The sequence below is a fragment of the Zhengella mangrovi genome, assembly GCF_002727065.1.
Lineage (GTDB): Bacteria > Pseudomonadota > Alphaproteobacteria > Rhizobiales > Rhizobiaceae > Zhengella > Zhengella mangrovi.
Genome location: NZ_PDVP01000025.1, coordinates 15,308 through 29,392 on the forward strand (window position 1 = coordinate 15,308; position 14,085 = coordinate 29,392).

General features: G+C 64.4%; 10 protein-coding genes and 1 pseudogene. 8 read left to right on the plus strand and 3 right to left on the minus strand.

What is annotated here, in order from left to right; translation table 11 throughout:
- The first annotated feature begins 70 nt into the window (after positions 1-70).
- The 7 genes from sbnA to CSC94_RS22930 all read left to right on the plus strand — a co-directional run bounded on the left by sbnA (position 71) and on the right by CSC94_RS22930 (position 10,642).
- A complete protein-coding gene (gene sbnA / locus CSC94_RS22900) occupies positions 71-1,033 on the plus strand; it encodes a 2,3-diaminopropionate biosynthesis protein SbnA (RefSeq protein WP_099308702.1) in 963 nt (320 codons plus the stop codon).
- 116 nt (positions 1,034-1,149) lie between these two features.
- Entirely contained in the window at positions 1,150-2,166 is a 1,017-nt protein-coding gene (sbnB, locus tag CSC94_RS22905; protein ID WP_099308703.1) for a 2,3-diaminopropionate biosynthesis protein SbnB, read from the plus strand.
- Positions 2,167-2,273: 107 nt separating this feature from the next.
- Complete coding sequence (locus CSC94_RS22910) at positions 2,274-3,356, plus strand: amidinotransferase (RefSeq protein ID WP_205853402.1); 1,083 nt, start codon at positions 2,274-2,276, stop codon at positions 3,354-3,356.
- A 48-nt stretch (positions 3,357-3,404) separates the two neighbouring features.
- Entirely contained in the window at positions 3,405-7,811 is a 4,407-nt protein-coding gene (locus tag CSC94_RS22915; protein WP_099308704.1) for a non-ribosomal peptide synthetase, read from the plus strand.
- Entirely contained in the window at positions 7,811-8,551 is a 741-nt protein-coding gene (locus CSC94_RS22920) for a 4'-phosphopantetheinyl transferase family protein (protein ID WP_114647881.1), read from the plus strand. The genes CSC94_RS22915 and CSC94_RS22920 overlap by 1 nt, the downstream gene beginning before the upstream one ends.
- A gap of 52 nt (positions 8,552-8,603) precedes the next feature.
- Entirely contained in the window at positions 8,604-9,797 is a 1,194-nt protein-coding gene (locus tag CSC94_RS22925) for a hypothetical protein (RefSeq protein WP_133123028.1), read from the plus strand.
- A 47-nt stretch (positions 9,798-9,844) separates the two neighbouring features.
- The gene (locus CSC94_RS22930; protein ID WP_099308706.1) at positions 9,845-10,642 is read left to right on the plus strand and encodes a TraX family protein; all 798 of its coding nucleotides are present in this window, start codon (positions 9,845-9,847) and stop codon (positions 10,640-10,642) included.
- Between the two features lie 12 nt (positions 10,643-10,654).
- Here CSC94_RS22930 and CSC94_RS22935 read toward each other — a convergent pair whose 3' ends face one another.
- Complete coding sequence (locus CSC94_RS22935) at positions 10,655-11,707, minus strand: S41 family peptidase (RefSeq protein WP_099308707.1); 1,053 nt, start codon at positions 11,705-11,707, stop codon at positions 10,655-10,657.
- 429 nt (positions 11,708-12,136) lie between these two features.
- On the opposite strand from CSC94_RS22935, the gene CSC94_RS22940 reads away from it, so the two are divergent.
- On the plus strand, positions 12,137-12,484 hold the full coding sequence (locus tag CSC94_RS22940) for a hypothetical protein (protein ID WP_099308708.1): 348 nt from the start codon (positions 12,137-12,139) through the stop codon (positions 12,482-12,484).
- A gap of 291 nt (positions 12,485-12,775) precedes the next feature.
- Here CSC94_RS22940 and CSC94_RS22945 read toward each other — a convergent pair whose 3' ends face one another.
- Positions 12,776-13,567: an ion transporter gene (locus CSC94_RS22945; protein WP_099308709.1), complete on the minus strand. Its 792-nt coding sequence runs from the start codon at positions 13,565-13,567 to the stop codon at positions 12,776-12,778.
- Positions 13,568-13,602: 35 nt separating this feature from the next.
- Positions 13,603-14,085, minus strand: a pseudogene (locus tag CSC94_RS22950) (NAD(P)-dependent oxidoreductase); the annotation flags it as partial.

Here is a 14,085-nt window from a genome sequence, read left to right on the forward strand (position 1 = left end):
ACCCTGTGGGGACCCGATGTGAATTTGGAAGGCTTCTTGCCTTTCGAAGGCACTGCAGAGGAGTGGCAGTATGATTGTGAATTCACCCATCGAGTTAGTCTTCACGAACCTGTTTTACCGGCTCAAGGACTTCCTTGATGAACAGGACGTCTATCTGAAGTTGGAAGGCTTCAACGTCACCGGGTCGATAAAGATCAAGACGGCGATCGGACTGATCGAGGACCTGGAGAAGGAAGGCGCAATCGAGCCGGGACGCTCCAACATTGTCGAATCCTCGTCCGGCAATCTCGGCATTGCCTTGAGCCTTGTCTGTGCCGCCAAGGGCTACAAGTTCACCTGCGTCACCGACCCGAATGCCAACCAGGCCAACATCCGCGGCATGCAGCTCTACGGTGCCAATGTGGTTGTCGTCGACAAGATCGACGCCCATGGCGGCTATCTCGAAACGCGCCTTCGCATGATCGACAACATGCTGAAGTCGGATCCGAACGCGGTATGGCTGAACCAGTACGCCAACCTCTCCAACATGCGCGCCCACATGAACAAGACGGCGATGGAGATCGCCGAGGAGTTCGAGAAGGTCGACTGGGTCTTCGTCGGCTCGGGAACGACAGGAACGCTTTGCGGTGTCTCGCGGCGCCTGCACGAGATCTACCCGGACGTGAAGATCATCGCGGTCGAGCCCGAAGGGTCGATCACCTTCGGTGGCGTGGCCGGAAAGCGCAACATCCCCGGCATCGGCACCAGCGTGCGACCGCCCCTGGCCGACTACGCCGAGCCCGACGACATCGTCTACGTCAACGAACGCCAGACGGTGAACTCCTGCCTCGCTTTCGCCAGGGATTACCATCTTCTCGTTGGCGGCAGCACCGGGTCTGTCCTGGCGGCGATCAAGAATTATGCCGGCAGTTTCGCGCCGGGCGACAAGATCGTCGCGATTTCCCCGGACCTGGGCGATAAGTACTTGGATACGATCTACAATGCCGAATGGACGGAGAGAGTGTTCAAGCCACGCATCGTTGCGGAAGCGTAACGCGTTCCGGCGCCCGGGCCGAAACGGCCGGCGCGGCCGGAATGCAGTGTGAATGAACAGATGGAGCAAGGTGGCAATCCAGTCTGGCCCGGATTGCGCTCCAAAAGGGAGCTTGAATGCGAACTGTCCCGAAATTTCATGTGGTTGGTGGTGACGTTGTCAAGGAGATGGTCGAGAGTTCACGTGCAGAGATTTTCGCAACGGTCGAGAAGGCCTACCGGCTGCACGCGGCCGGGAAGTCGGTCAATCCCGACAGTTATTTCCTGCGCTATCCGGACAACCCCAGTGCGCGCATCATAGCACTGCCGGCCCACCTGGGCGGCGACGTGCAGCGCAGCGGCATCAAGTGGATCGCCAGCTTTCCCGAGAACATCAAGGACAACCTGGCGCGTGCCTCGGCGGTCCAGATTCTCAACGATGCCACGACCGGCTACCCGCTGGCCTGCCTCGATGCGGCGCTGACGAGCGCGACGCGGACGGCCGCCTCGGCGGCGCTCGCGGCGGAGAACCTCGCGCCGGCGCCCTTCGAGGGCACGCTCTGCGTGGTCGGCACCGGGGTCATCGCCCGCACCACGATCGAGTGGCTGCTGTTCCGCGAATGGAAGTTCGACCGGATCGTCCTCTTCGACCTGAGCCGCGCGGAAGCCGACCGGTTCGCCAACTGGCTCCGCACCGAGCACGGCCAGGCGGTCGAGATCGCCGACAGCCTCGAGGGCGCGATCCGCGCGTCGTCGCTGGTCCTGTTCACGACCACCTCAGCAACGCCTTACGTCGAGGACGCGTCCTGGTTCGACCATGCGCCGACCGTGCTCCACGTGTCGCTGCGCGACATCTCGGCCGATATCATCCTGGGTGCCCAGAACATTCTCGATGACGTCGAGCACTGCATGAAGGCCAACACCTCCGTGCACCTGGCCGAACAGAAGACCGGGAACCGCGACTTCGTCGATGGAACGCTCGTCGATGTCCTCGAGGGCAAGGTCAGGCCGGACAAGGCCCGGCCGCGGATCTTCTCGCCCTTCGGTCTCGGCGTCCTCGACGTTGCGGTGTGCAACATGGTCCTGGAGCAGGCCGTCGCGAAAGGGAAGGCATTGGAAGTGCCCAATTTCCTTGCCGGCTCGACACGTTGGTGACGCGGCCGCACAGGCGCAGTCATATTTGAAGACCGTCCAGCACGCGGATGACGCAAGCCCCCGATCCCCGATCAGGCTGGTCGTCCTTCCGCAATGGGAGAAGAAAAATGGACGCCAAGACAGAGACAACGACAATCCCGGCCGTCTGGTCCTGCAACGAGTGGGATCCGCTTGAGGAAGTGGTCGTCGGCAACCCGCTCAACGCACGGTTCCCCTACGCCGACCCGAGCACCCGGCTGGCCGAGTATCCCGATCGTGAGCTGGACAAGATCCCGCAGGGGCCGTTCCCCCAGTACATCATCGACGAGGCCGAGGAAGACCTGAACACCTTCGTCAAGGCGCTGGAAGGCGAGGGCGTCAAGGTCCGCCGCCCGGCGACATGGCCGCATGATGCCAAGTTCTCCACCATCAACTGGGAGACCGAGGGCTACTACAACTACTGCCCGCGCGACATCATGCTCGTCATCGGCGACCAGATCATCGAAACGCCCTGCGTGATCCGCGGCCGCTCCCAGGAGACCTTCTCCTACCGCGAAATGCTGATGGATTACCTGAAGGCCGGCGCCCGCTGGTACAGCGCGCCCAGGCCCATGCTGCTGGACTCGCTCTTCGACGTCGACATGAGCAAGCCCGTGCCGCGCAACGACGAACCCGCCTTCGATGCGGCCAACATCCTGCGCTTCGGCCGCGACCTGCTCTACCTGGTCAGCGCGACCGGCAACGAGATGGGCGGCCAGTGGCTGCAGACCATGCTCGGCGACGAGTTCCGCATCCACTATTTCAAGGACGTCTATTACGGCAGCCACATCGATTCCACCTTCGTTGCGCTGAAGCCGGGCCTGCTGCTGGCCAATCCGTCCCGCGTCAACGAGGACACACTGCCGGACATGTTCAAGAACGGCAAGTGGAAGGTTATCTACAGCCCGCCGATGGAGAACACGGAACGCTACAGCGCCGACTATCTCGACAAGGCGATCGCCAGCGACTGGATCGACATGAACTGCTTCAGCATCCGGCCCGATCTTTGCGCCGTCGATGCCGACCAGTCGGCCCTGATCAAGCTGCTGGAAAGCGAGGGCATCGATGTCATGCCCATCAAGTTGCGCCACTCCAAGATGATGGGCGGCGGGTTCCACTGCATCACGCTGGACGTGCGCCGGCGTGGGGTGATGGAGAACTATTTCGACTGATCCGCGGCGGCACGTCGCGGAACCGGTCAGGACAGGGAGCGAGAAGGCATGACGGCCGTCTGGGGAGCAATTGTCCTCGTCATCCTGACGCTGGTGGCATTTGCCGCCTGGCGGCGCTACCTCTGGGCCGCGGAGGACACCGGTCCGCTCGGCGGGGAAACCCACGAGCACGTCCTCACCGACCGGTTCGGACCGGCAAGTCTTGCCAACGCGTCGCACCAGAAGGGCGTGCTCTGGCTGTCCGACGTGTTCAGCCGGACCGCCGCCCGCTATCCGGACCATCTTGCCCTCCAGGTCCCCCACACCGGCGAAAGCCTGACCTACGCCGAACTCGACGCGCGGACCGATACGATCGCCGCCGCGCTCGAAGCCTTCGTGGACGGGCCGGACCAGGTCGTGGCGGTCGCCATGTCGCAGGACAATGCCGACATCGTGGCGGCTCACCTCGGCATCCTGCGCGCCGGCGGCGTGCTGATGTTCCTCGACACCACGATGCCGGACAGCCTCATCGAGCACATGCTCGACGATGCCCGGCCGGTGGTGATCCTGACCCGGGGCGGTGCGGCGTTCGGCGACTATCCGACGCTCGACATCACCGCCCTGGCGCCCGGCGCGAGACCGGTCGGCCAGAGGCCCTGGCTGGATGATCCGGCGCAGCGGCTCGCGACGATCTTCTACACCAGCGGAACCACCGGAAAGCCCAAGGGCGTCGAATGCCCCCATGCCGGGTACATCAACCTGGCGCTGACCTACGCCGACTATTTCGACTTCATCCCGGGGATGGATTCGACTTCCCTGACCTCGTCGCTCGGCTATGACGGCTCGATCTCGGAAATGTACAGCGCCTGGGTCTGCGGTTGCGCCGTCACGCTGCTGACCAAGGAACAGATCCGCTCCGGGCCGGACCTCGTCCCGATCCTCGTCGAGGCGGAAGTCACCGCCCTCTTCTGCCCGCCGGTCCTGCTGACGACGCTGACCACCAATCCGGAGCAGGACCTGCCTTATCCGGTCTGCCGCTACATCATTCCCGCCGGCGAGGCCTTCCCGCCGGCGCTGGTGGAGCCGTGGACGCGCGCGCGTCGCCAGATCATCAATACCTACGGCCCGACCGAGGCCAGCACGGACACGAGCCGCCAGAGCCTGCGTCCCGGCGAGGCGATCACCATCGGTTCGCCCTTTCCGAATGTCTCCTATGTCATCCTGGATCCCGATGGCGACGACTCGCTGCCATTCGGCGAAACCGGCGAACTGTGCATCGGCGGCGTTCATGTCGCGCGTGGCTATCGCAACCTGCCCGAAGAGACCGCGAAGAAGTTCGTCACCCATCCCGTTCACGGCCGCCTTTACCGGTCCGGCGACCGCTGCCGCATCGACCCGGTCTCCAGGCGGGTGCACTACCTCGGGCGCATCGATGCCCAGTTGAAGGTACGCGGACACCGCGTCGAGACCCAGGCGGTCGAGGATATCCTGCAGAACCAGTTCGCCGAGATCGAAGCCGCCGTCCTGGACTACCAGAACGAGGCGCTCGTCGCCTTTGTCGCCGCCCCTTCGGTCATGCAACCCGGAGACAGGGACGTCGCGCTCGCGCCCGATGAGTGGGCGTCAGGGGTGCTTGCACGGCTTGCCGGCCAGTTGCCGGAACCGGCGGTTCCGACCAGCATCTATCTGGTCCGGAATTTCGTCATGAAGGCGGTTTCCGGCAAGATCGACCGAAAGGCGCTGCCGGATATTTCCAGCTTCGCCGGCAGCGACGGGGAGAAGGCCGGTCGTACCCCCCGGGCAGCGGCGGCCGCCGCCACGGCCTCGCGTGACGAGGTCAGGGACGATCCGGAACTGGCCGAGATTCTCGGCCTCTGCCAGGACCTGTTCAAGACCGAGATCGGCGTCGACGACCGCTTTGCGGATGCCGGCGGCCATTCCATCCTGATCGCGCGGCTGGCCCAGCGGCTGCAGTCGAAGGGCTGGCAGGTGTCGGTTCGCTCCCTGATGAGCGACAGCGACACGGTCCGCAAGATCGTCACCCATCACCGCGCCGAGTTCGGCGGCGCTCGGCCGAAGGTGGAAAAGCTGGCGCAGGCCCCGGTCCGCCATGTCCGCGACGAGCAGGACGCGACGGTCCTGCCGATCGCCTGGTTCACCACCCTTCAGATGCTGTTCGCCCTTGTTCTCTACGCACCGGCGCTGGGCACCTTCCTGGCCCTGTTCGGCTACGTGGAGTTTGCAAGCCTGTTCACCACCGCCAGCCTGACCGCCTTCATCGTGGTCGGCATGCTGCTCTACGTGATCGGTCTGGCCGCGCCCTTCGCGGCCCTGGCCTGGGTCATGACGATCAAGCTCTTCCTCGGCGGCCATGCCTATCGCAACAACCTGTCGCCCGGCGCCTACCCGAAATGGAGCCGGATGCACCTGCGCGTCTGGTGCATCGAGCGCATGGAAACGACGGTTCTGCTGACGCTGGGCGCCATGTATCGCAGCGCGCCGCTTACGGCCTTCGTCCTCCGGCAGCTTGGCGCCGATGTCGGCCGCAACCTGCAATGCGCCCAGGACGCCGAACTGGCCGGCCCGCTCGACCTCCTGAGCATCGGCGACGATGTCGCGATCCAGACCGGCGCCTATGTGCGGACCACGCGCTGGGCGGACCAGACGCTGCATGTCGGCCCGGTGCGCCTGGAGGATCGCTGCAAGATCGGCATGCGGGCCGCGGTCGCCAACGACGTGACCGTCGGCAAGGGCAGCTGGATCACGCCGTTCACACCGGTCTTCGCCTCCGTCGGGGAAAACGAGATGTGGCAGGGCGCTCCGGCGCGCTGCGTCGGCGGCTATACCGACCTCAAGCGGACGGCCGCGGCGTGCCGCTACAGCTTGCCGATCAACCTCCTGGAGACGCTGAACGTCGCCATGCAGATCGGGATCTATTTCCTGGTCTCCATTGTCCCGACCGCCGTGATCCTGTGGATTGCCCGCGGGTTCATCCCGGTTGGCGAGGCCGCGTTGTCGGGCGCCTCCTTCACCTCGTTCGTGGCGGGCGGCGACAACCAGCTGCCACCCAATTATTTCATCATCACGCCGCTCTACCAGATCGTCTTTCACCTCTCGCTCTATGCCTTCCTGACCACCTGGGCGAGCACGGTCGCCACCTCGGTCCTGTCCAGCCTCTTCATCCGCCTGACCCCGGCCTCGCCCGGGCTGCTGCCGACGCGGGGCCTGCGCGCCGCGCTGCTGATCTACCGCATGAAGATGCTCAATGGCGTGCAGGGGGTCTGGACGTGGACGATCACCGGCCAGTACATGCGCTACCTGGCCGGCATGCGCCTGCCGCGAACCGGGGCGTCGGAATGCGACGTGATGTTCAACCTGGTGCCGGAAATGGCCTATTCGGCATCCAAGGTCTTCTGGTCCAACGGCTGCTACACGAACACGCTCGACTACGGCGCCGAACACGTCAAGCTGCGCCGGATCGAGATGCCGGAGAACTTCTTCACCGGCAACAACTGCGTTGCCGAGTACGGCCAGTTCCCGTCCGATTTCCTGCTCGGCGTATCGACGCCGGCCAGCGAGATCGATTTCCGGCGCCAGTTGCGCACCCTGCCGGACGAGCCGGTATCGATCGCGGGCCATCCGCCCATCCGGTTTGCCCATCCGCCCACCGAGGGCATTCCGGATGCCGACGAGATGCCGCGCTTCCCGCTGTTCCTGGCGCGCGTCCTGCTCAACGATATCTTCAGCATCGGCACCCTGCGGATCGTCGAAGGCCTCACTTTCACCGCCCTCTTTCTCGTCCTGCAACGCTACGGCTTCGAGGCCTTGTCCGGCGCGTTCATCTCCCTGCTCGTGACCGAGGCATGCCTCGTCGCCCTTTCCGCGGCGGTGAAGCTTGCCCTCGTCGGCCGCCGTTGGGGCCTCGATCATGCGACCCCCTTCTGGTCGATGCGTCACTTCACCTACTTCTTCGCCCAGGACTGCTTCTTCGCCTGGTGCCGTGGGCCACTCGGGCTGACGGCTGGAACGGTGCTGGCCAATCCGGTGCTGCGGCTCATGGGCTGCACCATCGGCAAGCGGACGATCGTCAGCAAGCCGCTCCAGTGCTTCGACTGGCATGCGGTGCGCTTCGGCGACGATTGCGTGGTCAACGGTTTCCTCCAGTTCCATTCCTTCGAGAACATGTACCTGCGGGTCAAACGCTGCACGGTCGGGGATCGCTGCACGGTTCCTTACGGCGCGACCCTGATGGGGGGCGCCGACATCGCCGACGATACGACGCTGAAGCCCCTGTCGCTGGTCCTGAAGGAAATGGTCCTGTCGCCCGGCTCCTACGAAGGCAGCCCGGCCGAGATGATCCGCCCGGCGACCATGAGGGCGGGCGAGCATCAAGCGAAGCCCGGCACGGAACCGGTTGCAGGCGGCGCGCTCGCCAAGGCCCGGCAACCGGTCGTGGCCGCACGGTCGGTGCCGTGATGCGCGGCACAGGGGACGGGGGTCTTGAAGACCATTTCGCGGCACTGGGCCGCATCTGCTCTCTCGCCGCGCCTTTGAACGATATCACAGTGGTCTCCATGCCCTACGTGGCGGGCGAGGCGCTCGACCGCCTTTGCCTGGCCGCCCTGTCCTTGCCGGAGCGGGAGAGGTTTGCACGGTTTCTCGCGCCGGCCGATGCGTCCCGTTTTGCCCGCCGGCGCGCCTTCCGCCGCTATTGCGCCGGCCTGGCGACCGGGGACGGTCAGCCGCTCGAAGCGCTGGATTTCGAGGAGACGGACGAGGGCCGGCCCGTCCTCGTCGCGGACCCGGGCATCTGGTTCAGCTTTTCGGCCTGCGACCGGGGCTTTCTCGCCGCCTGGTCGCGGACGCTGGCCGTGGGCATCGACTGGGAAGACCGGACCGAAGGCCTGCAGGCCGGCGATCTGGCCGAAGCCTTTTTTTCCGCCGGCGAGATCGCCCGGCTCCGGTCCGCGCCGCCTGAAAGGCGCGATGGCCTCTTCCTGCAGGTCTGGTGCCTGAAGGAAGCGGCGCTGAAATCCGTTGGCGAGGGCCTCGCCTACGGGCTTGATGCCTTCGAATTCACGCTCGACCCGGAGCCCCGGCTTGTGACCTGCCGGGAAGCGGGCGACAGGCCCGGTGTTGTCCTGTCCCGTATCCTGACGATCGACGGCGCCTGTGCGGCCGTGGTCTGCCGGGAGTTGGACCGCGCCATGGCGTGAGGCGGCTGTCGCCGTCCAGAGGAACGGTTCTTGACGAATGGAGGAGCGCACCATGAGGAGATGGATAACCGCATCGATCATTCTGGCCATGACAACCGGCGCCCTGGCGGACACCGCGCCATCGATCTGCCGGCTCCAGCCCGACGGCATGCCGGAAAGCTGGCGCCCTTCCGAGGCGATGACGCGGACGCTCGACGCGTCGCCCTGGACCGATGCCGAAAATGTAACGCTGAGGGCTGCCGTTTCCGCCGGCCTCGACGGGCTGATCGCCTTGTTCGCGAACAATCCCGATGCCGTCATGGTGCTCTGGGACGATTCCATCGAGATGCTGCTGCAGGTTACCTATTCCGCCGATGCGGACCCGGATCTGAGCGGCAAGGCCCGCGCCGCGGCCGGGGCAAACCTCTCCACGCTGATCGGCTCCTACGATGGCCTCGACCCGGCCTGGGCGGCCTGCAAGGAATACGATGCCCTGCTGCCGTTGGCGGTGTTCGCCCACCGTCTCTACGAACCCGGTGACAGCCGCACGGCGATGATAACGGCAAGGACGAATGCCTCGGCGCAGGATTGCGGATCGCTCGACGATGCGATCACCATCGACTATCGCGACCTCATGGCCGAGAAGGGGGTCCTCCCGGGCGAGATCGAGGACCTGTTCGACCTGGCCCTCTGGTCGATCTGGCTGACCGAGGCAGCGGTCTATCCCGACATCCGGCTACCGGCGGGCGCGGACCGCTTCGCACCGGAGGCCATGGACTATTTGCGCTCGCTGACGCTCGGGCTGGCAAGCAATTTCTCTGAAGGCGCGGACGGCCGGGAGTTCGAACTGCGTGCCCAACTCGCCAGGCAGATCGCCTACATTCCCTCCGACAACCAGCGCTTCCCGCTCTACGTCGCTGACATGCCCGAACTGCATCGCTTCATCCGCGAGAATTTCTATCCCGCCTTGCAGGCGGGCAGCTACGAAATCATCTCGTCTTTTGTCGATACCTTGAGGCAATATGGCTGCACGCCGGCCAATGACCGTCAGGTGCGCGACGGAACGCGGTTCCTTCTGAAGGAGTTCGCCACCATCCGGCAGAGCTGGACGGCAGACGGCGGCATGGGCGACGGCGATCCCGGAACCGGCGCGTTCTCGGCCTGGGCCGCGATCCGCGGCCTGCGTGAGCGCATCCCGCTGACGCCGCAGGATGGAAACTATGGCGCTATCATCCGCAGCTGGTTGCCGGCGCCGGCATCGCCATAACGCAACCGGCCGCGGTGGAACCGCGCACGAGGGAGGAGGGGCCTGACATGGAAACGGCAACCCGGACAGCCTCTGCAAGACCGGCCGTCGACAACACGGACTGGCTGAAGACGGCCGCCATCATCTTCGTGGCTATCGACCATTTCGGCTACTATTTCATGGAAAGCGATCTGTGGTGGAGCGTCCTTGGCCGCTTTGCCGCACCCGTCTTCTTCTTCCTTCTGGGATACGGCAGGAGCACGCGGGTTCCCGCGCTCTGGATCGTCGCCGGGATCGTCCTCACCGTCCTCGACAGTGCCGGCAACGGCTGGACCTGGGTGGCGCCGAACATCCTGCTCAGCTTTGCCCTGATCCGGTGGATGAGACCCTTGGTCGTGAAACTTCTGGTGCGCCATGACGCGCTCGCCCTGGCCGTGATCGCGACTGCCCTGGTGGCCGCCGCGCCATTCGCGGGACCGATGATCGAATATGGCACCTCGGGCTGGCTCTGGGCCCTGTTCGGTCTCCTGCAACGCCTCCACGCCGATGCGGACCCCGGTCTGGCACCCGTTTCGACCTTGGCACCCGTCCGGTTCGGCCTCGTGGCCCTTGCGGCAGCGGTCTTCCTCTGGCGCGAACAGGCGGCCTACGGCTTTCCGGATCCGGCATTCATCACCTTCCTGGTGGAGATGGTCCTGCTTGTCGTGGTCCTCTATCTTTACCGGCGCGGTCCGAGTGCGCTGCAGCCGCCCGTCCCGGCCTCGTCGGTGCTGCGCTTCGTCGGGCGGCACACCTTCGATCTCTATGTCCTCCAGCTCCTCGCATCGGAGGCGCTTGTCGCGCTCGTCCCCGGCCTCGCGCCCTGACCGTGGAAGGCGTCAGACCATCGGCGGGTTCAGGTGGTCCAAGGCCCGCACGACCAGGCTGTCCTCGCCGGTCTCCAGGTCGCGCCGCGTGTTGCGGAACTCGATGTCGACCGGCACGCCGGCGCCCTCGTAGCAGACCATGTCCGGCGAATAGTAGATCTGGTAGGAGAGGTTGTAGTCCCAGCCGTTCGGCAGGGTTTTCTCCAGCTGGTAGGAAAAGATCCCGGCAGTGCGGTCGCCGATGATGGTCACGTGCGGCAGCTGCTTCATGGCGAGCGCGAAAACCTCCCCGCCACTGAACACCGCGTCGCAGGTCAAGAGCGCGATCGGCCCGGTGAACTGGTGCTCGCCTTCGGGCTCGACGTGCCAGGACTTGAGCTCCGACAGATCGTCGGCCCCCGGCCCCTGCTTCGTCTTGCGGTGGAAGACCGTGCGCCGCTGGTCGGTGAACCGGCTGACGATGGCGATGACGATGTCGTCGTCACCGCCGGGACAGTCGCGGATATCGACAATGATGCCCTTCAGCGCCGGGAAATCCTTGCTGATCCGGTCCAGCGCGGTGGTGAGCTTGCGTTTCTTGATCCCTTCGAGTTCGAGAATCCGCATGTAGGCGATATCGTCCGAACGGGAATAGGTGAGCATCCAGGCATCCGTTTTCCGGATCTTGCCGAAGCCGCGCTCCATCAGGGTCTTCTCGGTCGTCTCGAACAGCTTCTTGATCTGTTTCTCTGAAAATTCCTGGTAGAAACGTGCCTTGTCCTCGGGGTTGAAATACTTGTCGTCGTCGCCGATCTCGGCGTCGATTTCGACATGGCCATCCTTGAGCGGGCGTATCATGTCGCAAAGGACCTCGAACAGGGCGGCCTCGCTCATCCCGCCATGCACCTTGGGGCGGAACAATTCGTATTGCCGCTTCCAGTCAACGCCACGAAGTTCAAAGAACGGGTAGCGGTCGTTGAATGTTTTCCAGAAGATCTCGAAGTTCTCGATCGCATCGGACTTGCCCATCACATCCTCCGGATTGAGCACGAACTGGCTGAATCGTCGCAAGTAGTCTCTGATCATTGTTACGACTTTGCTCGATGTTGCGCGGAAACGAAAGGGTGCCCTCCATGGCGCTCCGCGTCAACGAATTGACCTTCGAGACCAGGCAAGGAATTCATCCGACGGCCCCCGCGCGAGGGGCGCCATGGCGCGGTCGCGCCGCCTGAAAGCCGCGACCGGTTGTCGCGGACCGCGCCCGGGTCTCCGGTCGGCTGTGGGTATAGCTTTGTTTTCATGAGGGAAAACACGTTCCGCGGCAGGCGGCCTGCACCCGTTAAGCATTCTTCGGCTGATCACGCTTTCCACTCGTAATCCAACTCGACGTCACAATAGAAATCCTGTAATAATAAAGTCGTTACTAATAAAGACTTCAAGGATCTGAATCTTCAGACGGGGAAAGTCCGAAGTAGAGTTATGTCTTGGGAAGGTGCGCAACCATAGGAGGTGCTGATGAGTAATTTCAAGACGAGGGCAATTCTGTTTTCGACCGCGCTGGTGGCCGGACTGTTTACAAGCGGTGTCAACGCGGCACCGGTGATGTCCTTCGAATTGCCGGCGCCCTCCGACACCGACGTGCTGCTCGTACATGGCCGGCACCGCGGTTGCCAGATGGGTTTCGTCCGCGATTGGGGCGAACGCGACTGGCATGCCCACCGGCGCGGCCAGGTGGTGGATTGCGAACCGCCGGGAGCGGGCGACGATGACGACGACGATGGCGCCAGCCAGGGCCCGGAAGTCGAGTTTTCGGAAGGATGCGTTTCGGTCGGCCCGCTGACCATGTGTCCCGGCGATAACTAGAGCAATACCAGCGAAAGCGGGTGCCGGTTTCGCGTCCGGAATTGCGATGCGGAACTGGTAATACCAGCGAAAGTGGGTGCCGGTTTCGCGTCCGGAATTGCGATGCGGAACTGGTAATACCAGCGAAAGTGGGTGCCGGTTTCGCGTCCGGAATTGCGATGCGGAACCGCTCGTCCGGGCTGGCTGTAGCCGGTCAGCGACAGCCGGCGCGGGCAGCGATGCCGTGGAGCCTTCGCGCGTCCTTGGCGCGTGCCCGTAGAGGTGACGGCGCGAACCCCGCGATCGGAATGATCAGGAGGATGGCCGCTGGTCGCGCAGCGCCGCGATCTCGGCTCTCAGCGCCTTGAGTTCGCTGATGATGGCGTTCTGGTCGTTGTGCAGTTCCTCGCGGTCCCGCGCCGCGGTTTCCTCGTGTTCCGCCTGCATGGCCGACACGATGATGCCGATGAAGAGGTTGAGCACCGTGAACGTGGTGCAGACGATGAAGGGGATGAAGAACAGCCAGGCCTGGGGATAGACCTCCATCACCGGGCGGACGATCCCCATCGACCAGCTTTCCAGCGTCATGATCTGGAACAGCGAATAGGCCGAGGCGCCGATGGAGCCGAACCACTCGGGAAACGAGGAGCCGAACAGGCGGGTCGCCATCACCGAGAAGACGTAGAATATCAACGACAGCAGGGCGAGAATGGACGCCATGCCGGGCAGGGCGGCGACAAGGCCGCCGACGACCCGGCGCAGCGACGGAACCACGCTGACCAGCCGCAACACGCGCAGGATGCGGAGCGCGCGCAGGATGGAGAGGCCGCCCGTCGCCGGAATCCAGGCGATCGAAACGACGATCAGGTCGAAAATCCGCCAGGGGTCGTGGAAAAAGCGCCACCGGAAGACGATGGCCCGCGCGATCAGTTCGGCCGTGAAGATCATCAGGAAAATGCGATCCATCGCGTAGAGGAAGGCGCCGAGCCGGCCGTCTGCCATGTCGGTCGTTTCCAGTCCGAGACCGATCGCGTTGATGACGATCAGCGTGATGATGGTCATCTCGAAAAGGTTGGATCGAACGAGCCTTTCCAGTGCTTGCATCGGGTCTGTCCCTCTCATCGTCCTGCCAGGTTGCCACGGGTGCCCGCCGGCACCGGGATCGACGGCATGTTGATGGCATTGGTGACGGCGCCGTTGACCAGATAGTCCGACATCTGCTCGGCCACCTGCAGCGCCACGTTCTCCTGCGCTTCCGTGGTCGACGCGCCGAGATGCGGCGTGCACACCACGTTTTCCATGTGGAACAGCGCGTTCTCCGTCGCCGGCTCCTCCTCGAACACGTCGATGCCCGCGCCCGCCACCTTGCCGCTCTTCAGCGCCGCCACGAGATCGGCCTCCACCACCAGGCCGCCGCGCGCGCAGTTGATGATCCGCACCCCGTCCTTCATCTTCGCGAAGGCCTGCGCGTCGACGATGCCGCGCGTCTTGTCCGTCAGCGGCGTGTGCAGCGTGATGAAGTCGGCGCGCGCGAACAGGTCGTCCAGTTCCACCTTCTCCACGCCCATCTCCACCGCCCGCTCCGGCGACAGGAACGGGTCGAAGGCGATGACGTGCATCTT

Coding starts and splice junctions, on each gene's coding strand:
- sbnA (WP_099308702.1), top strand. CDS start 71: ATGATTGTGAATTCACCCATCGAGTTAGTCTTCACGAACCTGTTTTAC.
- sbnB (WP_099308703.1), top strand. CDS start 1,150: ATGCGAACTGTCCCGAAATTTCATGTGGTTGGTGGTGACGTTGTCAAG.
- CSC94_RS22910 (WP_205853402.1), top strand. CDS start 2,274: ATGGACGCCAAGACAGAGACAACGACAATCCCGGCCGTCTGGTCCTGC.
- CSC94_RS22915 (WP_099308704.1), top strand. CDS start 3,405: ATGACGGCCGTCTGGGGAGCAATTGTCCTCGTCATCCTGACGCTGGTG.
- CSC94_RS22920 (WP_114647881.1), top strand. CDS start 7,811: ATGCGCGGCACAGGGGACGGGGGTCTTGAAGACCATTTCGCGGCACTG.
- CSC94_RS22925 (WP_133123028.1), top strand. CDS start 8,604: ATGAGGAGATGGATAACCGCATCGATCATTCTGGCCATGACAACCGGC.
- CSC94_RS22930 (WP_099308706.1), top strand. CDS start 9,845: ATGGAAACGGCAACCCGGACAGCCTCTGCAAGACCGGCCGTCGACAAC.
- CSC94_RS22935 (WP_099308707.1), bottom strand. CDS start 11,707: ATGATCAGAGACTACTTGCGACGATTCAGCCAGTTCGTGCTCAATCCG.
- CSC94_RS22940 (WP_099308708.1), top strand. CDS start 12,137: ATGAGTAATTTCAAGACGAGGGCAATTCTGTTTTCGACCGCGCTGGTG.
- CSC94_RS22945 (WP_099308709.1), bottom strand. CDS start 13,567: ATGCAAGCACTGGAAAGGCTCGTTCGATCCAACCTTTTCGAGATGACC.